This window comes from uncultured Comamonas sp., assembly GCF_964277875.1.
GTDB classification, from domain to species: Bacteria; Pseudomonadota; Gammaproteobacteria; order Burkholderiales; family Burkholderiaceae_C; genus Comamonas; species Comamonas sediminis.
This window is the reverse complement of sequence record NZ_CAXYJV010000015.1, coordinates 1-24,057: the sequence shown is the minus strand read 5'-3', so window position 1 is coordinate 24,057 and position 24,057 is coordinate 1. Positions and strand designations below refer to the sequence as shown.

Annotated in this window: 15 protein-coding genes; 10 read left to right on the top strand and 5 right to left on the bottom strand. The window is 66.1% G+C overall.

Annotation, left to right across the window (positions count from 1 at the left end):
* Nucleotides 1-158 precede the first annotated feature (158 nt).
* Nucleotides 159-1,127, top strand: coding sequence for a ZIP family metal transporter (locus ACHWUQ_RS06715; RefSeq protein ID WP_394680684.1), 969 nt, complete (start codon nt 159-161; stop codon nt 1,125-1,127).
* Between the two features lie 21 nt (nt 1,128-1,148).
* Here the strand turns inward: ACHWUQ_RS06715 and ACHWUQ_RS06710 are convergent, their stop codons facing one another.
* The gene (locus ACHWUQ_RS06710; protein ID WP_394680683.1) at nt 1,149-1,937 is read right to left on the bottom strand and encodes a LytR/AlgR family response regulator transcription factor; all 789 of its coding nucleotides are present in this window, start codon (nt 1,935-1,937) and stop codon (nt 1,149-1,151) included.
* Nucleotides 1,938-2,002: 65 nt separating this feature from the next.
* The gene (locus ACHWUQ_RS06705; RefSeq protein WP_239810944.1) at nt 2,003-3,037 is read right to left on the bottom strand and encodes a sensor histidine kinase; all 1,035 of its coding nucleotides are present in this window, start codon (nt 3,035-3,037) and stop codon (nt 2,003-2,005) included.
* Between the two features lie 122 nt (nt 3,038-3,159).
* Here ACHWUQ_RS06705 and argH point away from each other — a divergent pair, with 122 nt between their 5' ends.
* The 4 genes from argH (at nt 3,160) to pbpC (ending at nt 14,055) form a co-directional block, all read left to right on the top strand.
* A complete protein-coding gene (argH, locus tag ACHWUQ_RS06700) occupies nt 3,160-4,617 on the top strand; it encodes an argininosuccinate lyase (RefSeq protein ID WP_394680682.1) in 1,458 nt (485 codons plus the stop codon).
* A 42-nt stretch (nt 4,618-4,659) separates the two neighbouring features.
* On the top strand, nt 4,660-5,646 hold the full coding sequence (locus ACHWUQ_RS06695) for a Bug family tripartite tricarboxylate transporter substrate binding protein (protein WP_394680681.1): 987 nt from the start codon (nt 4,660-4,662) through the stop codon (nt 5,644-5,646).
* 175 nt (nt 5,647-5,821) lie between these two features.
* The gene (locus tag ACHWUQ_RS06690) at nt 5,822-11,791 is read left to right on the top strand and encodes an MG2 domain-containing protein (RefSeq protein ID WP_394680680.1); all 5,970 of its coding nucleotides are present in this window, start codon (nt 5,822-5,824) and stop codon (nt 11,789-11,791) included.
* Nucleotides 11,788-14,055, top strand: a complete 2,268-nt coding sequence (gene pbpC, locus ACHWUQ_RS06685) for a penicillin-binding protein 1C (protein WP_394680679.1) — start codon at nt 11,788-11,790, stop codon at nt 14,053-14,055. Before ACHWUQ_RS06690 ends, pbpC begins: the two co-directional genes overlap by 4 nt.
* A 52-nt stretch (nt 14,056-14,107) precedes the next feature.
* On the opposite strand, the gene ACHWUQ_RS06680 is transcribed toward pbpC, so the two are convergent.
* Nucleotides 14,108-14,428 (bottom strand): heavy metal-binding domain-containing protein, encoded by a 321-nt coding sequence (locus ACHWUQ_RS06680; protein ID WP_230772580.1) that lies wholly within the window; start codon nt 14,426-14,428, stop codon nt 14,108-14,110.
* An 18-nt stretch (nt 14,429-14,446) separates the two neighbouring features.
* Nucleotides 14,447-15,721: a lytic murein transglycosylase gene (locus ACHWUQ_RS06675; RefSeq protein ID WP_394680678.1), complete on the bottom strand. Its 1,275-nt coding sequence runs from the start codon at nt 15,719-15,721 to the stop codon at nt 14,447-14,449.
* 197 nt (nt 15,722-15,918) lie between these two features.
* Here ACHWUQ_RS06675 and xdhA point away from each other — a divergent pair, with 197 nt between their 5' ends.
* From xdhA to ACHWUQ_RS06655, 4 genes are all read left to right on the top strand, one after another.
* Entirely contained in the window at nt 15,919-17,520 is a 1,602-nt protein-coding gene (xdhA, locus tag ACHWUQ_RS06670) for a xanthine dehydrogenase small subunit (protein WP_394680677.1), read from the top strand.
* Between the two features lies 1 nt (nt 17,521).
* Nucleotides 17,522-19,945 (top strand): xanthine dehydrogenase molybdopterin binding subunit, encoded by a 2,424-nt coding sequence (gene xdhB / locus ACHWUQ_RS06665; RefSeq protein WP_394680676.1) that lies wholly within the window; start codon nt 17,522-17,524, stop codon nt 19,943-19,945.
* Between the two features lie 97 nt (nt 19,946-20,042).
* Nucleotides 20,043-21,344 carry an NCS2 family permease gene (locus ACHWUQ_RS06660; protein WP_230772563.1) on the top strand — a complete coding sequence of 434 codons (1,302 nt, stop codon included), beginning with the start codon at nt 20,043-20,045 and terminating at the stop codon, nt 21,342-21,344.
* A 121-nt stretch (nt 21,345-21,465) separates the two neighbouring features.
* On the top strand, nt 21,466-22,101 hold the full coding sequence (locus ACHWUQ_RS06655; RefSeq protein WP_394680675.1) for a YbhB/YbcL family Raf kinase inhibitor-like protein: 636 nt from the start codon (nt 21,466-21,468) through the stop codon (nt 22,099-22,101).
* Nucleotides 22,102-22,151: 50 nt separating this feature from the next.
* Here the strand turns inward: ACHWUQ_RS06655 and ACHWUQ_RS06650 are convergent, their stop codons facing one another.
* Complete coding sequence (locus ACHWUQ_RS06650; RefSeq protein ID WP_394680674.1) at nt 22,152-23,813, bottom strand: L-lactate permease; 1,662 nt, start codon at nt 23,811-23,813, stop codon at nt 22,152-22,154.
* 63 nt (nt 23,814-23,876) lie between these two features.
* Between ACHWUQ_RS06650 and ACHWUQ_RS06645 the strand changes: the two genes are divergently transcribed.
* Nucleotides 23,877-24,057, top strand: a 181-nt coding sequence (locus tag ACHWUQ_RS06645; protein ID WP_394680673.1) for a hypothetical protein, incomplete at its 3' end; no start/stop codon positions are given.

The window sequence follows — 24,057 nt, the reverse complement described above, 5'->3', positions numbered from 1 at the left end:
CCAGGATTTGGGGCGGTTAATGCAACTGCGTTGCAACTAAGTGCTACCATGCGCGGCATGTTGGATGGGGCAGGGTGCCCGGTGGCTGCGCAGGCGCGCGGTGCTGCACTGGGGTGATGGCGTTGTTTGTTGAGCCGGCCCCGCTGAAGGATGGTTTCATGACTTTGATCGCAATCGTGCTGGCGACCCTTGCTGCCGGTTTGGGCAGCGTGTGGGTGGCCGCAGCGCTGATGCGCACAGGTATCGGCAGCCAGGGCCGCTTTGGTGCCCAGCACCTGCTGAGCCTGGCCGCAGGCGCCTTGCTCGCTACCGCCTTTGTGCATTTGCTGCCCGAGGCTTTCGAGAGCCAGATCAACCCCAAGGCCTTGTTTGTGGTGCTGCTGCTGGGTCTGGTATTTTTCTTTTTGCTGGACAAGGCCGAACTCTGGCACCACGGCCATGAGCACCGCCATGCGCTGCCTGAAGAGCGCGGCCATGCCCATGGCGGCCATGCGGAAGGTGACCGTGCGGATGGCGAGCACGCCGATGGCCAGCATGGCCATGCGCACCACCACCACGGCCACACGCACAACCACAGCGCAGGCGGCTGGTCGCTGCTGACCGGTGACAGCGTGCATTGCTTTGGCGACGGCATCCTGATTGCGTCGGCCTTCATGGCCGATAGGTGGCTGGGCATCGTGGCGGCCATCTCGGTGCTGGCCCATGAGGTGCCGCACCATATGGGCGACCTGGTGGTGCTGTCGGGCAATGGCAGCCGCAGCCAGAGCAAGGTGGCCTTGCTCAAGCTGTCGCTGGCCGGTGCGGTGACGGCGCTGGGCGGCGTGGTTGGCTATTTCCTGGTCAGCTCACTGGCAGACTTTCTGCCGTACTTCCTGGCCATTGCATCGAGCAGCTTTATCTATGTGGCACTGGCCGATCTGATTCCGCAGCTGCAACGCCAGCTGACGGCCAAGCAGACGGTGCAGCAGGTGGTCTGGCTGGCCATCGGCATGGTGGTGGTGAGCGCGGTCAGCACCTGGGCGCATGGCGACCATGACCACCATGGCCATGCACACGGCCCGGCCGAGCAGCATGAGGCCCATGGAACGCAGGACGCGCATGGTGACCACGACGGTCACAAGCACTGAGACAGAAGCGAAAGGGTAGGGTCAGCCTGCGCGCAGGCCACTGCCCTTGTTGGCCAGCAAGGCACGCACCACCGGCAGCTGGCGCCGCGAGACCAGCAGCACATCCGGGATGCCAAACAGACGCAGCTGCCAGCCCTCGCTGTCGTCTGCATCACAGGCCTTTTCCAGGCAGCGGATGGCGGACGGTGCCACCAGTGCATTGCGGTGCACGCGCAGATAGCGCTTGGTAAAGCGCGTTTCCAGATCATTGAGGCTGCCCGACCACAGATACTCATGCGTGGCGGTGCGCACAGTCACATATTTCAGCTCGGATTTGAAATACAGCACATCGGCCAGGCGCACCCGTTCGGTACGGCCCCGGTCGGTGATCAGCAAGGTGTCGGCATCCAGGTCGGGCTCGGGCAGGGCAGGGGCCAGGCGCAGTGCATGGGCCTGGGCGACCAGGGCCACCTTGTGCAGCGCGGCAACCAGGCGCTCGCGCCGCACCGGCTTGGTCAGGTAGTCGGCGGCATTGACCTCGAAAGCGCTCAGCGCATGCTCGGGGTGGGCGGTGACAAAGACCACCGCCGGCGCCGGGGGCTGCTGCTGCAGCTGGCGCGCCAGCTCCATGCCGCTCAGCCCAGGCATGTGGATGTCCAGCAGCAGCACATCAAAGGCCTGGCCCAAGGCGGCGGCACTGGCCAGCGCCTGCAGCGCCTCGGGCGCATTGGCGGCCTCGTGCACAGCGGTTGGCGCTGGTGTCATCTCGACCAGCAAGCGCCGCAGCCGGCTGCGGGCCAGGGCTTCATCATCCACAATCAATACTCGCATGGGCGCCTATGCTAGCGGAGGCGGGGCCTGGCTGCCAACACCGGCCGTCGTGTATTTGCGCCCGCTCAAGCGGGGATGCTGATGCGCACCATGTAGATGCCGTCCTTGCTGGTCGCCTTGAAGTCGTACTCCAGGTCATAGAGCAGGCGCAGCCGCTTTTTCACATTCAGGATGGCGGTGCCGGTGCCGGCACGCCGCTCCGGCTGCGGGGCGCTGAACGGGCGCGGCGTGGTGTTGATGATCTGGATCTGCACCATATTGCCCCGCCTGCGCGTGGCAATGCTGATGCGGCCATGGCCGTGGCTGGGCTCGATGCCGTGCTTGACGGCGTTCTCCACCAGCGGCTGCAGAAACAGCGGCGGCACGGTGGCGTCATCGGCGCGCGAATCCAGGTTCCAGCGCACGGCCATGCGGTCCTCAAAGCGGATCTGCTCGATCGACAGGTAGCGGCGCGCCAGCATCACCTCTTCGGCCAGGGTCGAGGCCTCGCGCTTTTCGGTCAGCGCATGGCGGAACAGGTCGCTCAGGTCCTCCAGCATGGCTTCGGCCTTGTGCGGGTGGTCCTGCACCAGCGCAATGGCGCTGTTGAGCGCATTGAAGAGGAAATGCGGGCGGATGCGCGCCTGCAGCTCGGCCAGCCGCGCGGTGGTGGCCGCCGGCGTGCGGGCCTGGGCGCGCCACTGCAGGCCCACCACGACCATCGCCGCCAAAAAGCCGCCCGCCGCAGCGCTGGCCAGCCAGGCGGTGTGTGACGACAACGTCGCCCATTGGTAGAGCATGGCCGCCAGCAGCCCGCAGGCCACGCCCAGCGCGGCGCCGGCCAGGTACTGCACGCGCGTGCTGCAGCGCTGCAGCTGCTTTTTCTGCTGGCAGGCCAGCACCAGCCACAGCAGGCTGGCCGGCAGCACCACGGCGGTGAGCAGTGCCAGCTGAAAGAACCAATCGAGCAGGCTGCTGGTGCCAAAGGCCGCCGCAATCGCCACCACGGTCTCGACCAGGGCCACCGTGCGGCCGATCACACTGGCGGTGCAGGCATCAAACACATAGGCCGTGCCGACGATGGCTTCGCGCGGTGCTGGATTAGTTGATGTTGCTGGCATGGTCGTGCAGGGTCGATAAAATCCTGGTTTTTCGCCCAGGGCTTCGGCGGGCCACAGGCACAGCACCGGAGGCTGTGTTTCCGCAGCGCAACTGGCAGCTTAACCCGAATACTGCGACCTTCATGTCTACACCACACGCTTCGTCTCCTTCGCACAACCAGCTCGATTCCAAGTCCGAAGCCTGGTCGGCGCTGTTCTCCGAACCCATGAGCGATCTGGTCAAGCGCTATACCTCCAGTGTGTTTTTCGACAAGCGCCTGTGGCAGGCCGACATCCAGGGCAGTCTGGCCCATGCACAAATGCTGTGTGCCCAGAAGATCATCGGCGAGCAGGACCTGGCCTCCATCGAGCAGGGCATGGCGCAGATCACCTCGGAAATCGAAGCGGGCAGCTTTGAGTGGAAGCTGGACCTGGAAGACGTGCACCTGAATATCGAAGCGCGCCTGACCCAGCTGGTGGGCGATGCCGGCAAGCGCCTGCACACCGGCCGCAGCCGCAATGACCAGGTTGCCACCGATGTGCGCCTGTGGCTGCGCGGCGAGATCGATCTGATCGAAGGCCTGCTGGGCGAGCTGCAGCTGTCCCTGGTGGAAGTGGCCGAAAAGAACGTCGACGTGATCCTGCCCGGTTTTACCCACCTGCAGGTGGCCCAACCGGTGAGCTTTGCCCACCACCTGCTGGCCTATGTGGAAATGTTCAAGCGCGATGCCGAGCGCATGCTGGACGTGCGCAAGCGCGTCAATGTGCTGCCGCTGGGCAGCGCCGCGCTGGCCGGCACCACCTACCCGCTGGACCGCGAGCGCGTGGCCCGCACGCTGGGCATGGAAGGCGTGTCCCAGAACTCGCTGGACGGCGTCAGCGACCGCGACTTTGCCATTGAATTCACCGCAGCGGCGTCGCTGTGCATGGTGCACATCAGCCGCCTGTCCGAGGAACTGATCATCTGGATGAGCCAGAACTTCGGCTTTGTGCGCATTGCCGACCGCTTCACCACCGGCTCGTCGATCATGCCGCAGAAGAAGAACCCCGATGTGCCCGAGCTGGCACGGGGCAAGACCGGCCGCGTGGTCGGCCACTTGATGGGCCTGATCACGTTGATGAAGGGCCAGCCGCTGGCTTACAACAAGGACAACCAGGAAGACAAGGAGCCGCTGTTCGACACCGTCGACACCTTGAAGGACACCTTGCGCATCTTCGCCGAGATGATCGGCGGCCAGGTGAACCCTGCGACCGGCACCAAGGAGGGCGGCATCACCGTCAACGCCGACAACATGCGTGCCGCGGCGCTCAAAGGCTATGCCACTGCCACCGACCTGGCTGATTACCTGGTCAAGAAGGGCCTGCCTTTCCGCGATGCCCACGAGACCGTGGCCCATGCCGTCAAGCTCGCCTCGCAAAAGGGCGTGGACCTGACCGAGCTGCCGCTGGCCGAGCTGCAGGCCTTCAACCCCAACATCGAAGCCAATGTCTTCGAGGCACTGAGCCTGGAAGGTTCGCTGAACGCCCGCAATACGCTGGGTGGCACGGCGCCTGCCCAGGTGCGCACGCAGCTGGCCAAGCACCGCACACGTCTGGCATAAGCCTTGCTTGAACGGTTCTTCTTTGATTCCTGAAAGCCCAGCATGTCCTTGCGCCGCCGCCATTTCTCCCAACAACTGCTGGCCGCTGCTGCGGCCGGGTGGCTGGCCAGCCCCAGCTGGGCGGCGGGCTACAACAAGGGCAAGCCGGTGCGGCTGTTGGTGGGCTTTCCACCGGGCGGCGGCACCGACGTGATCGCACGCCTGCTGGCCGAGAAGATGAAGGACAGCCTGGGCACCTCGGTGGTGGTGGAGAACAAGCCCGGCGCGGGCGGCCAGATTGCGGCCCAGATCCTCAAGGCCTCGCCGGCCGATGGCGCCACCTTCTTCGTCACCCACGACCACACCATCTCCATCCTCCCCCAGGTCGTCAAGAACCCGGGGTTTGACCCGCATGCGGACTTTGTGCCGGTGGCGGGATTTGCCAGCTTTGTCAATGCGATTGCGGTCTCCGACGGCCTGGGCGTGCGCACGTTCGAGGCCTATCTGCAGTGGCTCAAAAAGCAGGGCGGCAAGAGTGCGGTGGGCATTCCAGCCCCGGCATCGACGCCGGAGTTCCTGGTGCGGGTGCTGAACCAGCGCTTCAAGACCGATCTGGTGTCCGTGCCGTACCGGGGCAGCGCGCCGATGCTGGCCGACATGATGGGCAACCAGATCCCCGCCGGCATTGGCTCGGTGCAGGATTTCATCGAAAGCCACAGGGCCGGCAAGATCCGTGTGCTGGCGGTACTGGGCGGCAAGCGCCAGCAGGCCTTGCCCGATGTGCCCACCTTCAGCGAGCTGGGCTTGCCGGGCCTCGAAGACATGCCCTACTACGGCATGTACGCTGCGGCCGGCACGCCAGCCGAGATGGTGCAGGCCGTATCGCAGGCGGTTGCCAAGGCCGTGGCCGCCCCCGATGTGCAGGAGCAGCTGGTCGGCATGGGGTTGAGCGTGGGCTACATGACGCCCGAGCAGCTGCTCGCACGCGAGCGCGCCTATTCGGCCGTCTGGGTCCGCATCATCCGCGACAGCGGCTTCCAGCCGCAGTGACCTTCGCTGGCGCTGCTGGGCAGCAAGGCATCCATCGGCAGAGCCCCGGCAAGCCATTAGCCTAATAAATAGCATCTTCTTGTTGCCAAATGAAACACCTGGCTGCCCTGGGCGGCCAGCCAACACTGGCGCAGGCTAATTTTGGTACGCTCTCACCATCCTAGGGGAGAGCTCCGTGAATACAACATTACAACGCTGGCTGGCGGGCGCCGGCTGGGCTGCGCTGGGCCTGTCGGCCCATGCCACAAGCATCACATCGGTGTCACCGCAGGGCGAGGTGGCCCGGGTCCGGCAAATCGTGGTCAAGTTCGATGCGGCCGTGGTGCCGATGGGCGATCTGCGCGCGGCCGCGCCGGTCCAGCTGGACTGCGACAACAAGCAGGCCCAGAGCCAGGGCACCGGCCGCTGGACGGGGCCCCGCGAATGGGTGTTCGACCTGGCCGATGACCTGCCGCCCGGGGTGCGCTGCACCGTCGAGAAGGTCGCCAACCTCAAGGATGCCGCTGGCGAGCCCGTCAAAGGCGCGGCCAGGTACAGCTTTGGCACCGGTGGCCCGTCGGTGACGCGCATTGTTCCCGGCAGCTACCAGGCGCTGGACAGCCGCCAGTTCTTCGGCCTGCAGTTCAATGCCGATGTCGTGACCTCGACCGTAGAGGCCAGCACCTGGTGCACCGTCAAGGGCATTGGTGAGCGCATTCCGGTGCGCCTGTTGAGCGCCTCGGAGTCCGGCGACTTCATGCAAAGCCAGTTTGGCCGCGATAGCTTGCAGCAGCGGCCACGCCGCCATGTGGCCCTGCAGTGCCAGCGCGCGCTGCCCGAGGGTGCGCAGATGAGCCTGGTGGTGGGCGCGGGGGTGAGCACGGACAACGGCGTCAAACAGACGCGCGAGCGCCGCTTTGACTACCAGGTGCGCCAGCCGTTCACCGCCGAGTTCAGCTGCGAGCGCGCCAATGCGCAGGCGGGCTGCCTGCCGATCCGCCCGCTCAATGTGTTCTTCAGCGCCGGGGTGGACCGCAAGCTGGCCGAAGGCGTGTTCCTGGAGACATCCAAGGGCCGGGTCCAGCCCAGCTTTCCCGATGACGGGGATGCCGGCGAAGTCAACCGCCTGCAGTTTGCGCCGCCGTTTGCCGAGAAGGAGACGATGCGCATCGTGCTGCCCCAGGGCTTCAAGGACGAGTCCGACCGGCCGCTGGCCAATGCCAACCTGTTCCCGCTGAAAGTGCAAAGCGGCCTGATGCCGCCGCTGGCCAAGTTTGCCGCCTCGCCCTTCGGCGTGGTCGAGCGCTTTGCCGAAGGCGACAAGGGGCCGGCCATGTTCCCGGTGACCTTGCGCAATGTGGAGCAGGACCTGCAGATCAAGGGCCTGTCGATCGAGGACAAGGGCACCGTCGCAACCCTGCAGCTGCAAAGCGATGCCGACATCATCCGCTGGTACCGCAAGCTGCAGCACTATGACAACTGGCAGGTCAGCCGCAAGCAGGCGGCGCAGGACAGCAAGATCCCGCTGCCCAATGTGCTGCCCGATGGCGATAAGAACAATGTCGAAACCCGCATGCTGTCGCTGCTCGAAGGCCAGGCCGCTGGCAAGAAGCTGGCCCTGCCCAAGACCGACAGCAAGGACCCGCGCCCGTTCGAGGTGGTGGGTATTCCGCTGGAGACCGGTTTCCATGTGGTCGAGATTGCCTCGCCGATGCTGGGCGATGCGCTGCTCAATACCGACTACGACAGCGCCCGCCGTGTGATGTATGTGCGCAGCTCGGCGCTGGTGACCAACCTGGGCGTGCACTTCAAGCTCGGCCGTGAGAACGCGATGGCCTGGGTGACCAGCCTCGACAAGGGCAAGCCGGTGGCCAATGCCCAGGTGCGCATCTCTACCTGCGACGGCAAGACCCTGGTGCAGGGCACCACCGACAAGGACGGCGTGGCCCGCTTCGACAAGCTCGACACCCAGGCGCAGGTGCGCTGCGAGGGTGGCGCTGACAGCGACACCAGCTCGGCCTACTTTGTGAGCGCGCGCGCGACGGTCGATGGCCAGCAGGACATGGCCTTTGTCTGGAGCGACTGGCAGCGTGGCATCGAGAGCTGGCGCTTCAACCTGGAGACCGACAGCAGCCCCGTGCAGGATGTGGTCGCCCATACCGTGCTCGATCGCAGCCTGTTGCGCGCCGGCGAAACGGTGTCGATGAAGCACCTGATCCGCAGCCAGACCATGGGCGGCCTGGGCCTGCCCGGCAAGGAGCAGTTGCCCGACCAGGTGGTCATCACCCATGTGGGCAGCAATGACGAGTTCGAGCTGCCGCTGAGCTGGCAGCGCCCGGGCCAAGGCCTGTCGGCCGTGTCGGAGTTCAAGATTCCCAAGTCCGCCAAGCTGGGCACCTACCGCATCACGCTCAAGGGCGGCAAGGGCAAGTGGGGACCGACCGAGATGCAGACCACCTCGTTCCGGGTGGAAGAGTACCGCCTGCCGGTGTTCAAGGGCAGTGTGACGCCGGACCAGCCAGCGCCTATCGTGCAACCGGGCAAGCTCGGTGCCCAGGTGCAGCTGTCCTACCTCTCGGGCGGCGCAGCGGCCAAGGAGGCCGTCAAGGTATCGGCCGCGATCCAGTCGCATGCGGTGAGCTTTGAGGACTACGACACGTTCTCGTTCGGCCGGCCCTATCTGAGCCGCAAGCTGCCCGGCGCGGGTAACGACGGAGAAGACTACAGCAATGACCGCCGTGTGATTGCCGACAAGCTGGCGCTGACCCTGGATGCCAATGGCGTGGGCAAGGCCGAGATCGCGCAGGTGCCCAGCTCCGTGGCGCCGCAGGATCTGCTGCTGGAGGCGAGCTTCTCCGACCCCAATGGCGAGGTGCAGACCATCAGCAACCACAGCGTGATCTGGCCCGCCTCGGTGGTCGCCGGCATCAAGGCCGAGAACTGGGCCTCCACCGACAAGAAGCTGAGCTTCCAGGCGCTGTCGCTGACGCCGTCGGGCAAACCCGTCTCCGGTGTCAAGCTGCAGGTGCGGGCAGTGGCGCGTATTGTCACCTCCACGCGCAAGCGCATGGTGGGCGGCTTCTACAGCTACGAGAACCATGAGAGCTACAAGGACCTGGGCGTGGTCTGCAGCGGCAAGAGCGATGCCAAAGGCCTGCTCGATTGCAGCACCCAGCTGAGCGAAGGCGGCGAGACCGAGCTGATCGCCGAGGCCACCGATGACAAGAACCGCAGCTCCAAGGCCGCGACCTCGGTCTGGGTGACCAAGCAGGGCGAGCTGTGGTTTGGCGGTGAAGACACCGACCGCATGGACCTGCTGCCGGAAAAGAAATCCTACAAGGTGGGCGACACCGCGCGCTTCCAGGTGCGCATGCCCTTCCGCGAGGCAACGGCGCTGGTGACGGTGGAGCGCGAAGGCGTGCTGTCCAGCCAGGTGATCACCCTGCGCGGCGATGATCCCACGGTCAACCTGAAGGTGCAAGAGGGCTGGGGCCCGAATGTCTATGTCAGCGTGATGGCGCTGCGTGGCCGCCTGCGCGAAGTGCCCTGGTACAGCTTCTTCACCTGGGGCTTCAAGTCGCCGCGTGAATGGTGGACCTCGTTCTGGTACGAGGGCAAGGAATATGTGGCGCCCACCGCGCTGGTGGACCTGTCCAAGCCCGCTTACCGCCTGGGCGCGGCCGAGATTCGCGTCGGCATTGCCGACCGCCAGCTGGCCGTGACCGTCAAGAGCGACAAGGAAAGCTACCGCATCCGCAACACCGCCAAGGTCACGATCGAAGCCAAGCTGCCCAATGGCAAGCCGGCTGCGGGCGCGGCTGTGTCGGTGGCGGCCGTGGACCAGGCCTTGCTGGAGCTCAAGAGCAATGACACCTGGGCGCTGCTCGAAGCCATGTACCAAAAGCGTTCCTGGGGTGTGGAGACCTCCACCGCCCAGATGGAAATCATCGGCCGGCGCCACTACGGCCGCAAGGCGGTGGCGGCAGGCGGCGGCGGTGGCAATGGCCAGACGCGCGAGCTGCTCGACACCCTGCTGCTGTGGCAGCCCAATGTGGTGCTGGATGCGAATGGCCGCGCCGAAGTGGATGTGCCGCTCAACGACGCCCTCACCAGCTTCAAGATCGTCGCCGTGGCCGAGAGCGGGCTGGAGCTGTTTGGCACCGGCACCACCCAGATCCGCACCACGCAGGAGCTGCAGATCATCAGCGGCCTGCCGCCGCTGGTGCGCGACGGCGACCGCTATGACGCCCAGGTCACCCTGCGCAACACCACCAGCAAGCCCATGCAGGTGCTGGTGACCCCCAAGGCCACGTTGCTGCAGCTGGAGCCGCAGACGGTGGAAGTGGCCGCCAACGAGGCCCGCACCGTGAGCTGGAGCGTGACGGCACCTGCCGACATGTCGCAAAGCCGCCAGGGCGAGCTGCTCTGGGAGATCAGCGCCAAGGACAAGCAGGGCGATGCCGCCGATGCGCTCAAGGTCAGCCAGCGGGTGGTACCCGCCGTGGCGGTGGAGACCCTGCAGGCCACGTTGCTGCAGCTCGATGGCAGCCTGGATATGCCCGTCAGCGCACCGGCCGATGCCTTGCCCGGCCGTGGCGGCCTGAAGCTGTCGCTGGTGCCGCGCCTGGCAGAAGGCCTGCCCGGCGTGCGTGACTGGTGGCGTGCCTACCCTTACGCCTGCCTGGAGCAGACCACGAGCAAATCCATCGGCATGCAGGATGCAGCGCTGTGGAAGAGCACGATGGAACGCCTGCCTACCTATCTGGATGGCGATGGCCTGGCCAACTACTTCCCGCCGCAACCGGGCAGCAGCAACACCGGCAGCGATGCGCTGACCGCCCACCTGCTGCAGGCCGCTTTCGAGATGAAGCGCATCGACCCGGCCTTCGCGATCCCCGCCGCGCCGCTGGGCCGCATGCAGGATGCGCTGGCCCGCTTCATCGATGGCCGCATCGAGCGCAAGTTCTGGAGCCCGCGCTCCGACCTGGAAGTGCGCAAGCTCGCTGCCATCAACGCGTTGGCGCTGTATGGCAAGGCGCAGCCGCGCATGCTGACCAGCATCCAGATTGCGCCCAACGACTGGCCCACCCAGACGGTGGTGGACTGGCTGTCCATCCTGGGCCACATGAAGGATGTGCCCAACCGCAGCAAGCTGCTCGAAGAGGCCAACCAGATCCTGCGTGCGCGCCTGAGCTACCAGGGCACCAAGGTGCTGTTCGCCAACGAGAACAACGACTACTGGTGGTGGCTGATGCAAAACGGTGACACCACCCTGGCGCGTTTCCTGCTGGTGGTGATGGACGATCCGGCCTGGAAGGACGACATGCCGCGCCTGGCCAGCAGCTTCATCAGCCGCCAAAAGAGCGGTGCCTGGACGACGACCACCGCCAACCTCTGGGGGGCGCTGGCGCTGGAGCGCTTCTCGCGCACCTATGAATCCACGCCGGTAACCGGCACGACCGAGGCCAGCATGGCCGGCAAGTCCGGCACCGTGGACTGGAGCCGCGTGACCAAGGCGCAGGACGCCATCGAGCTGCTGGCGCAGGGCGGCAAGCGCACGCCCGGCCCGACCGAGCAGGTCGCGCAGTGGTTGAACAACACCATTGACCTGCCTTGGGCCAGTGGCAACCAGAGCCTGAAGGTGCAGCAAAAGGGCACCGGCAAGCCCTGGTTGACGGTGCAGTCGCAGGCGGCCGTGCCGCTCAAGCAGCCGCTGTCGGCCGGCTACACCATCAGCAAGACGGTGGTGGCGGTGGAGCAGGCCAACAAGAACCTGCCCGCCGGCCAGTACACCCGGGGCGATGTCCTGCGTGTGACCCTGGAGGTGAATGCCAGCGCCAACATGACCTGGGTGGCGATCACCGATCCGATCCCGGGCGGCGCCACCATCCTGGGTAGCGGCCTGGGCCGGGACTCGGCGCTGTCCACCGCCGGCGAGAAATCGACCGGCTGGGGCTGGAAGGCGTTCGAGGAGCGCTCGTTCGAGAACTACCGCGCCTACTACGGCTACCTGCCGCAGGGCAAGCTCAGCCTGCAGTACAGCTACCGCGTCAACAACACCGGTGAGTTTGCGCTGCCATCGACCCGCGTCGAGGCGCTGTATGCGCCCGAGATGTTCGGCATGGCACCCAATCCGAAGGTGACGGTTGTGCCCGTGGCGCCATGAGGCTGCGCGCTATAACCCGCTGGCGGCTGCTGGCCCTGGCCTGCCTGGTGCATGCACCACTGGCCCAGGCTGTGCCCAGCTTTGGCGAGGTGCGCCAGGACTTCAGCTCGTCGGAGACGCGGGTGCTGTCACGCGAAGGCGAGTTGCTGCAGCGGGTGCGCACCGACAGCACGGTGCGCCGGGGCGACTGGGTGGCGCTGGGCGATGTATCGGCCGCGTTGCGCACCGCCATGCTGCTGAGCGAGGACAAGCGTTTTTACGAGCACAGCGGCGTGGACTGGGCGGCGGTGACCGCTGCGGCCTGGGGCAATCTCTGGAACCAGCGCACGCGCGGGGCCAGCACCATCAGCATGCAGCTGGCCGGCCTGCTCGACGGCGACTGGCGGCGCAGCAATGGTGGCCGCTCGGTGGTGCAAAAGGTCGGCCAGACGGTGGCGGCCCAGGTGCTGGACCGGCGCTGGCAGAAGACCCAGATCCTGGAGGCCTACCTGAACCTGGTGCCTTTCCGGGGCGAGCTGGTGGGCATTGATGCGCTGTCTCGCACGCTGTTCGACAAGGCCCCCCATGGGCTGGATGACCGTGAGGCGGCGGTGGCCGCCGCGCTGGTGCGCGCGCCCAATGCGCGGCCCAGCCAGGTGGGCCAGCGCGCCTGTGGCGTGCTCAGGGAGATGCGGCGTGATCCCAAGGTGGACTGCGAAGCGATCGTGTTCTTCACCGAGATCGCGCTGAAAAAGCGCGCCTTTGATGCCAGCGAAGGCATTGCGCCGCACTTCAGCCGCATTGCATTGCGCGAGGCACGGCAACGCGCAGATGGAAAAAACCAGCCGGCGGCCATGGCCAGCCTGCGCACTACCTTGAGTGCGCCGCTGCAGCGCTATGCGGTCGATATTCTGGGCCAGCACCTGCAGGCGTTGCGAAGCAGCAATGTGCAAGATGGCGCTGTGCTGGTGCTGGACAACGCGAGCGGCGAGGTGCTGGCCTGGGTGGGCTCATCGGGCGCACTGAGCCAGGCCCATGCGGTGGATGCGGTGCTGGCGCCGCGCCAGCCGGGCTCCACCCTCAAGCCCTTTCTCTATGGCCAGGCGATTGCCGAGCGCAAGCTCACCGCTGCGTCCTTGATTGAGGATTCGCCAGCCCGCATTCCGACGGCCAGCGGCCTCTATATTCCGCAGAACTACGACCGCAGCTTCAAGGGCTGGGTGTCGGTGCGCACGGCGCTGGGCGCGTCGCTCAATGTGCCGGCGGTACGCACCCTGGTGATGGTGGGTGTCGACGATTTCTTTGACCAGCTGGTGCGCCTGGGCATGCCGATGCGCGAGAGCGGCAGCTATTTTGGCTACAGCCTGGCGCTGGGCAGCCCCGACATTCCGCTGGTGCAGCTGACCAATGCCTACCGCGCACTGGCCAATGGCGGGCGCTACAGCCCGGTGGCCTATGCGCGTGGCGGCAAGCCGCAGTTCCGCCAGGCGATGGATGCGGGCGCCGCCTATGTGGTGGGCGATATGCTGGCCGATGGCAATGCCCGCGTGCGCACCTTTGGCCTGGACAGCGTGCTGGGCACCCGCAGCTGGGCGGCGGTGAAAACCGGCACCAGCAAGGACATGCGCGACAACTGGGCGGTCGGCTGGTCAGACCGCTATACGGTGGGCGTCTGGGTGGGCAATGCCAGTGGCGAAGCCATGCATTCGGTCAGCGGCACCAGCGGTGCGGCGCCGGTCTGGGCCAGCATCATGGCCTTTTTGCACCAGGGCCAGCCCAGCCGTGCGCCCAAGCCGCCCCCCGGGCTGCATGAGCAATGGGTGGATTTTGGCCCCGCACCGGCGGGCCAATCGGGCGCCGGCTTTGCGCTGGAGGCGCGGCGTGAGGAGTGGTTCCTGGCCGGCACCGGGCAGCCCCGCTTTGCGCTGGATGGCCAGGCGACCGGGGTCGACGAGATGGTGGGCGGCCGCAGCTTTGCCGGGCGGCCCACCGAGGCCCGTGGCGCCGATGCAGCGGCTGCGGTGCGCATTCTGGCCCCCGCGAATGGCACGATTGTCGCGGTGGACCCGGACATTCCACCCGAGCGCCAGCGCCTGCAGTTTGTCGCCGATTCGGCCGCTGCACGCTGGCGCATCGATGGCAAGGATGTCGCGCGCGGCGCGCGCTGGGCCTGGCTGCCCTGGCCGGGGCGCCACCAGGTGGAGCTGGTCAATGCGCAGGGCGAGGTGCTGGACAGCATCCGCCTGGAAGTGCGCGGCGCCGGTGTCAAACAGGCCAAGCGCTGAGCAGGGGCTGCAGCCATTCGCGAGGGGGCTGCAGCAATACCGGCAGGGGCTTTTAGTCGACGACGACGGCGGTGCCGCTGGCTGACACCATCAGCATGCCGTTGTCCTTGCCCAGCACTTCATAGTCCAGGTCGATGCCGACGACGGCATTGGCGCCCAGCGCCTTGGCGCGCTCCTGCAACTCGGCCAGCGCAATGTCTCTGGCCTTTTGCAGCTCTTTCTCGTAGGTGCCCGAGCGGCCACCGACGATGTCGCGGATGCCGGCAAACCAGTCCTTGAAAAAGTTGGCGCCCAGGATGGCCTCGCCATTGACGATGCCGCAGTAGCGGCTGATGCGCTTGCCTTCAACGCTGGGGGTGGTCGTGACAATCATGGTGTGACTCCAGCGCTATCAGTTGCCGAGCGCGCGCAGCAGCTTTTGGCCAGCGCGGCCATCGGCCTTCATGCCCAGGCGGTTTTGCTCGGCCTTGATGGCCTCGCGCGTCTTGGCCCCGATCATTCCATCGGGCTCGCCAATCGCATAGCCACGGGTCAGCAGCGCCTGCTGCAGCTCCTTGTTCTGCGCGCGCGACAGGCCCAGGTCATCGGTCGGCCAGGGGGTGACAAAGCTGATCCGGCTCTGTGAGGTGTCGGCCACCAGGTTGGACAGCTGGGCAATGGCCAGGCCATAGTTTTCCGAGGCGTTGTAGCTGTAGAGCGCATCAAAATTGCGCCCCACCAGGAAGGCTGGGCCACCGGCGGCGGGAATCATCAGGCCGGCCGATGGCAGCGAATCGGGCAGCGGATCGCCATTGGCCAGGGTGACGCCAGCCGAGCGCCAGAAATCCAGCGGCTTCTTGTTCTTGCGGCCGGCATCGGCGGTGCTGAAACCGCTGGGTAGCTTGACCTCAAAGCCCCAAGGCTGGCCCGGGCGGTAGCCGGCGTTCTTCAGGAACATGGCGGTCGAGGCCAGTGCATCGGGCACGCTGTCGACGATGTCGCGGCGGCCATCGCCGTCAAAGTCCACCGCGCTGCGGAAGAAGGTCGAGGGCATGAACTGGGTCTGGCCAAAGGCGCCGGCCCAGGAGCCCACCAGCTTGGACTCGGCAATATGGCCTTCTTGCAGAATGCGCAGCGCGCTGGCGAACTCGCCGCGGAAATAGGCCTGGCGGCGGCCAAAGCACGACAAGGTGCCCAGCGACTGGACCAGCGAGCGCCCGCCCAGGTTCTGGCCGAAGTTGCTCTCCACGCCCCAGACGCCGATGACGATCTGCGGGGAGACCCCGGTGCTCTGTTCGATCCTGTCCAAGGTGTCCTTCCACTTGGCATAGGCGGCGCGGCCTTCGGCCACGCGCTGCTCGTCGACCAGCACGGCGATGTAGTCCCAGACGGGCATTGTGAACTCCGGCTGGCGGTTGAGCAGCGGCAGCACCGTGGCATCGGGCTGGAGCTGGGCGGTGTACTGGTGGAAGGTGGCGGGGGTGATCGCGGCAAAGGCCTTGCTGCTGCGCAGCTCGCTGAGGCAGGACTGGAACTCGGCCTGGCTCAGGTTCGGCGGCTCTTGCGGCGCGCTGGTCTGGGCAAATACGGCGCAGGCGGCAAGGCCCAGGCTGACGGCGGTGGCGAGCTGGCGCATCGCAGGGTGGGGGCGGCGGAACATCATCCAGGCAATATACCTGCTTGCCATGGCCGCAGCCCTGGTAAACCCGCAAGTCACGACCATTGCTTACGTTTTTGGCGGGCGCAAGATGCGGGTAAACCCAAAAATATATGCGCTGCACCATAGCGCCTATCGCTGGCTTGTTATGGCTGGCGCTGCGCGGCACACTACGCTTGTACACAGTTTTGAAGACCCGGCGCGGCAATGCGCGACCGGGCCCCACCATGAGCCCCATGACCGCCCCACAAGCCATCCGTTTCTACCACCAAGGCCGTATCACCGAAGTTGAAGGCCTGGCCCCCACGCGCAGTGTGCTGGACTGGCTGCGCGAGGACGCGCGCTGCACCGGCACCAAAGAAGGCTGCAACGAAGGCGATTGCGGCGCCTGCACGGTGATGCTGGCCGAGCTGGCGGAGCCGGGTGATCCGCAGGCCGTGCAAGGCCTCAAGCTGCAGACCGTCAATGCCTGCATCCAGCTGCTGCCCAGCCTGCATGGCAAGGCGCTGTTCACGGTCGAAGACCTCAAGACCAGCTGCCGCCCCAAGGAGGCTGGCCAGCCCTGCAGCGAACTGCACCCGGTGCAGCAGGCCATGGTGGACTGCCACGGCTCGCAATGCGGCTTTTGCACGCCTGGTTTTGTGATGTCGCTGTGGTCCGTCTATGAGCAGCAGCAGGCACACCCCGGCCCCGCACCCACCCGCCAGCAGCTGGCCGATGCGCTGAGCGGCAACCTCTGCCGCTGCACCGGCTACCGGCCCATTCTGGATGCCGGCCAGCAGATGCTGGACCTGCCCGCCCGCCAGCTGGATGCGGCGCCCGTGGTGTCGGCCCTGCAGGCGCTGCGCAGCGATGCCGACTGGAGCTATGCCTACAGCCCCGGCGGCGGCCAGCCCCAGCACTTCCATGCGCCGGCCAGCATAGCCAGCCTGGCGCAGTTGCGCGCCGCGCTGCCCGATGCCCGCATGATCGGCGGCACCACCGATGTGGCCTTGTGGATCAACAAGCAGTTCCGGCCGCTGGGCGATTTGATCGCCGTCGGGCGGGTCGCGGAGCTGCGCCGCATCGAAGAGCGCGATGGCATGCTCTGCATTGGTGCGGGCGCCTCGCTGGAATCGGCCTGGGCCGCGCTGGCCCAGCGCTTTCCGCCGCTGACGGAGGTCTGGCTGCGCTTTGCATCGCCCCCCGTGCGCCATGCCGGCACCATGGGCGGCAATGTGGCCAATGGCTCGCCGATTGGCGATGCCCCGCCGGTGCTGATGGCGCTGGATGCCGAGATCGAACTGCGCCTGGGTGAGCGCCTGCGGCGCATGCCACTGGCCGACTTCTACCTGGACTACATGAAGAACCAGCTGGAGCCCGGCGAGTGGGTGCAAAGCCTGCGCGTGCCATTGGCGGTGCAGGCGCGCCAGGTGCGGGCCTACAAGATCAGCAAGCGCTTTGACTGTGACATCTCGGCGCTGTGCGCCGGCTTTTCGCTGCAGCTCGATGCCCAGGGCCAGGTGGAGACCGTGCGCCTGGCCTTTGGCGGCATGGCGGCCACCGTGCGGCGCGCCGCCAAGGCCGAGGCCGCACTGCTGGGCCAGGCCTGGACGGCGCAGGCTGTGCAGCGCGCCCAGGCCGCGCTGGCCGAGGATTTTCAACCGATGACCGATATGCGAGCGAGCGCGGCCTACCGCCTCAAGGTGGCGCAGAACCTGCTGCAGCGCCTGTGGCTGGAGACCCGGGCCGATGCCCCCTTGCCAGCCGATGCCACCACCGTCTGGGCCGCCATGCCGCACCTCGTCAGCAGCGCCCAGGCCCCGCAGGCCGCAGCCACCGGAGCCTGATATGAACACCTCGATCCCCAAGCATGTTCTGGCCGGCGCCGAAGCCTTTGCCGATTACCGCGACAACCACAAGGCGCGCATCGATGTGGCGCAGGAAACCCGGGCGCGCCAGCAGGGCCACCAGGTCGGCATCAGCCGCAGCCATGAATCGGCGCCTTTGCATGTGGCTGGCGAAGCCGCCTACATTGACGATATGCCCGAGCTGGCCGGCAGCCTGCACTGCGCGCTGGGCCTGTCGCCCGTGGCCCATGGCCGGCTGCTGTCGCTGGACCTGGACGCGCTGCGTGCGCAGCCCGGAGTGGTGGCGGTGCTGACGGCCGCCGATATTCCCGGCGTCAATGACTGCGGCTCCATCATCCATGACGACCCCATCCTCTGCGATGGCGAGATCCGCTACCTGGGCCAGCCGATGTTTGCGGTGCTGGCCGCCGACCGGTACACCGCGCGGCGCGTGGCCGCGATGGCGCGCAAGCTGGCCACGGTGGAAGAGGCCGAGCCGGTGTTGACGCCGCAGCAGGCCCATGCGCTGGGCCAGTATGTGATGCCACCGATGCAGCTGGTGCGCGAGACCGATGCCGGCGGCGCCAGCCAGGCCATCGCCCAGGCTCCGCACCGGCTGCAGGGCAGCTGGGAAGTGGGCGGCCAGGAGCAGTTCTACCTCGAAGGCCAGATCAGCTACGCGATCCCCAAGGAGGGCAGCGCGATGCATGTGTTCTGCTCCACCCAGCACCCCAGCGAGATGCAGCACCTGGTGGCCCATGCGCTGGGGGTTCAGGCCCATGCAGTGCATGTCGAATGCCGGCGCATGGGCGGCGGCTTTGGCGGCAAGGAATCGCAATCGGCGCTGTTTGCCTGCGTGGCTGCGGTGGCGGCGCGCAAGCTGGGCCGGCCCGTCAAACTGCGGCTGGACCGCGACGATGACTTCATGGTCACCGGCCGGCGCCATTGCTTCTGGTACGAGTACGACATCGGCTATGACGATGCCGGCCGCATTCTGGGCGCCGAGGTGACCATGGTGTCGCGCGCCGGGCATTCGGCCGATCTGTCGGCGCCGGTGATGACCCGCGCGCTCTGCCATTTCGACAATGCCTACTGGCTGCCCAATGTGCGCATGCGCGGCTTCATGGGCAAGACCAATACGCAGAGCAATACCGCATTTCGCGGCTTTGGCGGGCCGCAGGGCGCGATCGTGATGGAGAACATCATGGACTCCATCGCGCGGCAGCTGGGCAAGGATGCGCTCGATGTGCGCCGCGCCAACTTCTATGCCAAGGACAGCGGGCAGTGCACGCCCTATGGCCAGGAGGTGGACGACAACATCATTGACGAACTGGTCGCGCAGCTGGAGGCGCGCAGCGACTACCGGGCCCGGCGCGCGCAGGTCGATGCCTTCAATGCCAGCAGCCCGGTGCTCAAGCGCGGCCTGGCGCTGACGCCGGTCAAGTTCGGCATCTCTTTCAACGTCAAGCATTTCAACCAGGCTGGCGCACTGGTCCATGTCTACAACGATGGCTCCATCCTGGTCAACCATGGCGGCACCGAGATGGGCCAGGGCCTGAACACCAAGGTGGCCCAGGTGGTGGCGCATGAGCTGGGTGTCGCCTTTGAGCGGGTGCGGGTGACGGCCACCGACACGACCAAGGTGGCCAACACCTCGGCCACTGCGGCATCAACCGGCACCGACCTGAACGGCAAGGCCGCGCAGGACGCGGCGCGCCAGATTCGCGAGCGCCTGGCCGCCTGCCTGGCAGCCCGGCATGGGGCAGACCCGGCATCGGTACGCTTTGTCAATGACGAGGTGCATTGTGCGGGCCAGACCCTGCGTTTTGAGGCCCTGGTGAAACAGGCTTATCTGGAGCGGGTACAGCTTTGGTCCGATGGTTTCTATGCGACGCCGGGGCTGTCCTGGGATGGCGCGGCGATGCGTGGCCGGCCTTTCTTCTACTTTGCCTACGGCGCAGCCGTCAGCGAAGTGGTGGTGGACACCTTGACTGGCGAGAGCAAGCTGCTGCGCGCCGATGTGATCCATGATGTGGGCCAGTCGCTGAACCCGGCCGTGGACATCGGCCAGGTCGAGGGCGCGTTTATCCAGGGCATGGGCTGGCTCACGATGGAGCAGCTGGTCTGGCACCCCAAGACCGGTGCCTTGATGACCCATGCCCCCAGCACCTACAAGATCCCGACCGCCAACGACTGCCCGCCGGTGCTGAACGTGCAGCTGTTCGACGGCGCCAACCCGCACGAGACCATCCACCGCAGCAAGGCGGTGGGCGAGCCGCCGCTGCTGCTGCCGTTCTCGGTGCTGTTTGCGATACGCGATGCGGTGGCCGCGGCCGGCGCGCCCGGCTGTTGCCCGCCGCTGCGGGCACCGGCCACGGCCGAGGCGGTGCTGGACGCCATCGCGGCCGTGCAGGCAGGGCTTTGACGGCGGTGTCCGGCAGGTTGCGCCCGCAACTGCGATACTCGCCGCCTTCGATCTGAATCAGCTTCCATTGAACGATGCATAACCACAAGGAGCAGCCATGAGTGTGCTGGATAACTATTTCAAGCTGGGTGAGCATGGCACGACGGTACGGACCGAAGTGCTGGCGGGGCTCACGACCTTTCTCACCATGGCCTACATCATGTTCGTCAATCCTTCCATCCTGGGGGATGCGGGCATGCCCAAGGGATCGGTGTTTGTTGCGACCTGCCTGATCGCGGCGCTGGGCTCGGTGCTGATGGGCCTGTATGCGAACTACCCGATTGCGATTGCGCCCGGCATGGGGCTGAACGCCTACTTCGCCTATGTGGTGGTGCTGGGCATGGGCTATACCTGGCAGGCGGCGCTGGGGGCGGTCTTCGTCTCCGGGTGCCTGTTCCTGCTGGTGACCATCTTTCGCATACGCGATCAGATCATCAACGGCATACCGGCCTCCATCCGCGTGGCCATCACCGTGGGTATCGGTCTGTTTCTGGCGCTGATTGCGCTCAAGAGCGCCGGCGTGGTGGTGGAATCCAAGGCCACGCTGGTGACGCTGGGTGATCTGCATTCGCCATCGGTGATCCTGTTCACCTTGGGCTTTTTCCTGATCGTCGTGCTGGACCGCCTGCGCGTGCCCGGCGCCATCCTGATCGGCATCCTGGCCGTTACTGTGGCCTCGTTCATCTTTGGCGGCAACCAGTTCCAAGGGGTGTTTTCGGCTCCGCCGTCGATTGCGCCGACCTTCCTGCAGCTCGATATCAAGACCGCGCTGTCCAGTGGTTTTCTGAATGTGGTGCTGGTGTTCTTTCTGGTCGAGCTGTTCGATGCCACTGGCACCTTGATGGGTGTGGCCAAGCGCGCAGGCCTGTTGGTGCCCGGCAAGATGGAACGCTTTCACCGCTCGCTGCTGGCCGACAGTGGCGCGATCTTTGCCGGCTCGCTGCTGGGCACGTCCAGCGCGACCGCCTATGTCGAGAGCGCATCGGGCGTGCAGGCCGGTGGCCGCACGGGCCTGACCGCCGTGACGGTGGCCGTGCTGTTCCTGGCCTGCTTGTTCATCGCGCCGCTGGCCGGCTCGGTGCCCGCTTACGCCACCGCGCCCGCGCTGCTGTTTGTGGCCTGTCTGATGCTCAAGGAGCTGACCGAGGTCGACTGGGCCGACACCACCGAGGCCATTCCCGCCGCCATCACTGCGGTGATGATGCCCTTTACCTACTCGATCGCCAACGGCCTGGCCTTTGGCTTCATCTCCTACGCCGCCATCAAGCTGTTCACCGGCCGGGCCCGCGAGGTGCACTGGATGGTCTGGATCATTGCGGCGCTGTTCCTGTTCAAGTTCGCCTATATCGGCGGGCATTGAGCCTCGCCTGTCAGAGGCTGCCTGACTGACAGCTGCGCGGCAGCAACCTAGAATTTGCCAAAGTGTCCCGGCCCCGGCCGAGGCCCTTTGGCTTTTTTCATACCCGCAAAGGATTTAGCAGATGCAGCTCAGCAGCCACAGCTTTCAAGACGGCCAGGCCATTCCTGGCGAGTTCGCTTTTGCGGTGCCCGACGCCACCGCCCATGTCCTGCTGTCGTCCAACCGCAACCCGCACCTGGCCTGGCGCGATGTGCCCGCCGGCACCCAGTCCTTTGTCATCGTCTGCCATGACCCGGATGTGCCCAGCCGGGGCAACGATGTGAACCAGGAGGGCCGCACCGTGCCAGCCGATCTGCCACGGGTCGATTTCTACCACTGGCTGCTGCTGGACATTCCAGCCACCACCACCGAGATCGCCGCCGGTGCGCAGTCGGACGGCATCACCGCCCATGGCAAGCCCGGCCCCGCTGCGCCCCAGGGCCTGCGCCACGGCATCAACGACTACACCGGCTGGTTTGCCGGGGATGCGCAGATGCAAGGCGAGTACTACGGCTATGACGGCCCCTGCCCACCGTGGAACGACAGCCTGGTGCACCACTATGTGTTCACGGTCTATGCGCTGGCCACGCCGACCTTGGCCATCGAGGGCGAACTGACCGGCGCCCGGGTGCGCGCGGCCTTGGCCCAGGCCTCCGTGCTGGGCCAGGCCAGCATCACCGGCTTGTACAGCCTCAACCCTGCGGTGCCTGCCGTTTAACGGACCGATGCGGTGAACGGGGCTCCTTAGCGAGCCCCGTTTTGTTGACCTTACTTCACCACCATCAACGTGAAGGGGTAGACATAGGCCTGCAAGGTGACAAAGATGCCCACCAAGGTGGCGAGAGCCACCGAGTGGAAGAACACATAGCGCAGGATGTCGCCCTCGTGGTTGAACCAGCGCGTGGCGGTGGAGGCCACGACGATGGACTGGGCATCGATCATCTTGCCCATCACGCCGCCCGAGCTGTTGGCCGCGCCCATCAGGTTGGGCGACAGGCCCAGCTGCTCGGCAGCGACCTTCTGCATGCCGCCAAATAGCACGTTCGACGCGGTGTCCGAACCGGTCAGTGCCACGCCCAGCCAGCCCATCATCGTGCCAAAGAAGGGGTAGAGCACACCGGTGTTGGCAAAGGCCAGGCCCAAGGTGGTGTCGGTGCCGGAGTAGCGGGTGAGGGTGCCCAGCGCCAGCATCAGCACAATGGTCAGCAGCGAAAAACGCACCAGCCAGATCGTCTTGAAGAACTGCTTGATGAGGCCCAATGGGCTGTACTTCATCACCAGGCCGCCGACGATGGCCGACAGCAGAATGCCGGTGCCGGTGGCTGACAGCAGGTTGAGCACATAGACTGCGCCTTCCTTGGTGGGCTGGGGCACGACGGGCGGCACCTTCTCGATCATGTTGTGCAGGCCGGTCATCGGGAACGACGGTGCAAACAGGCCGTTGAGCGCGGCCTTGACCGACGGCAGGCCCCAGATGAACACGAACACGGTCAGGATGGCCCAGGGCGTCCAGGCGCGGATCACATCGGCGCGTGCATGTGCCACCACGGCACGTGGCTGGACCGTGGTGTCTTCGCTGGTGTCGCGGCCCTTGAGCGAGGTGCTGCGCCAGATGGTCCTGGGCTGCCACACGCGCAGAAAGCCGATCAGGCAGCCCATCGAGACGATGGCGGCAATGATGTCGACCAGCTCCGGACCGATGAAGTTGGACACCAGGTACTGCGGGATCGCAAACGACAGGCCGGTGACCAGGATGGCCGGCCAGATCTCCATCATCGCCTTGCGGCCGGCAAAGGCCCAGATCAGCCAGAAGGGCACCAGCACCGAGAAGAACGGCAGCTGGCGGCCCACCATCGCGGTGACCTCCATCACGTCATAGCCATGGACCTTGGCCAAGGTGATCACCGGCGTGCCCAGCGCACCGAAGGCGACGGGCGCGGTATTGGCAATCAGCGACAGGCCCGAGGCGGCCAGCGGCGAAAAGCCCAGGCCGATCAGGATCGCCGCCGTGACCGCCACCGGCGTGCCAAAGCCTGCTGCACCTTCGAAAAAGGCGCCAAAGGCAAAGGCGATCAGCAGCAGCTGGATGCGCCGGTCCTCGGTGATGCCGGCAATCGAGTCCTGCAGGATCTTGAAGCTGCCGTTGTGCTCGGTCAGCTGGTGCAGAAAGATGATGTTCAGCACGATCCAGCCAATGGGCAGCAGCCCCGTGAGGCCCCCAAAGACCGCTGCGCGGCCGGCCATATCGGCCGGCATGCCATAGACCACGATGGCAATAAGCAAGGCACAGACCAGGCCGGCGCCGGCCGCGATATGGGCTTTGAGGTGGAGAAAGCCCAGCCCGACGAGCATGACGACCACCGGCAGCGCCGCCAGCAGGGTGGAGAGCACCATATTGCCCACCGGGTTGTAGATCTGTTGCCAAACCATGCCTGACTCCTCGTTGTAGCGCAGCGCAAGCGCCGCCGGATGGTCGGGCTATAGACTGCAGTTATGACTGAGAACCTGCTTGTGATCTCCTCGCGCCGCGACAGTGGCTTTGCGGGATGGGATGCGAGGCGCAACACCGCAGCAATAGCCGCGCTATTGCGAGGATTTGCAACAACGCAGACCGCCCGCAAAACCACTGTCCCGAAGGGTTGGAGTGAAATCGGGCGATTTCTGCGCGCTGGCC

Bases quoted from the DNA above. Each gene is read 5' to 3' on its own strand.
- ACHWUQ_RS06715 (WP_394680684.1), top strand. From the start codon at position 159: ATGACTTTGATCGCAATCGTGCTGGCGACCCTTGCTGCCGGTTTGGGC.
- ACHWUQ_RS06710 (WP_394680683.1), bottom strand. From the start codon at position 1,937: ATGCGAGTATTGATTGTGGATGATGAAGCCCTGGCCCGCAGCCGGCTG.
- ACHWUQ_RS06705 (WP_239810944.1), bottom strand. From the start codon at position 3,037: ATGCCAGCAACATCAACTAATCCAGCACCGCGCGAAGCCATCGTCGGC.
- argH (WP_394680682.1), top strand. From the start codon at position 3,160: ATGTCTACACCACACGCTTCGTCTCCTTCGCACAACCAGCTCGATTCC.
- ACHWUQ_RS06695 (WP_394680681.1), top strand. From the start codon at position 4,660: ATGTCCTTGCGCCGCCGCCATTTCTCCCAACAACTGCTGGCCGCTGCT.
- pbpC (WP_394680679.1), top strand. From the start codon at position 11,788: ATGAGGCTGCGCGCTATAACCCGCTGGCGGCTGCTGGCCCTGGCCTGC.
- ACHWUQ_RS06680 (WP_230772580.1), bottom strand. From the start codon at position 14,428: ATGATTGTCACGACCACCCCCAGCGTTGAAGGCAAGCGCATCAGCCGC.
- ACHWUQ_RS06675 (WP_394680678.1), bottom strand. From the start codon at position 15,721: ATGGCAAGCAGGTATATTGCCTGGATGATGTTCCGCCGCCCCCACCCT.
- xdhA (WP_394680677.1), top strand. From the start codon at position 15,919: ATGAGCCCCATGACCGCCCCACAAGCCATCCGTTTCTACCACCAAGGC.
- xdhB (WP_394680676.1), top strand. From the start codon at position 17,522: ATGAACACCTCGATCCCCAAGCATGTTCTGGCCGGCGCCGAAGCCTTT.
- ACHWUQ_RS06660 (WP_230772563.1), top strand. From the start codon at position 20,043: ATGAGTGTGCTGGATAACTATTTCAAGCTGGGTGAGCATGGCACGACG.
- ACHWUQ_RS06655 (WP_394680675.1), top strand. From the start codon at position 21,466: ATGCAGCTCAGCAGCCACAGCTTTCAAGACGGCCAGGCCATTCCTGGC.
- ACHWUQ_RS06650 (WP_394680674.1), bottom strand. From the start codon at position 23,813: ATGGTTTGGCAACAGATCTACAACCCGGTGGGCAATATGGTGCTCTCC.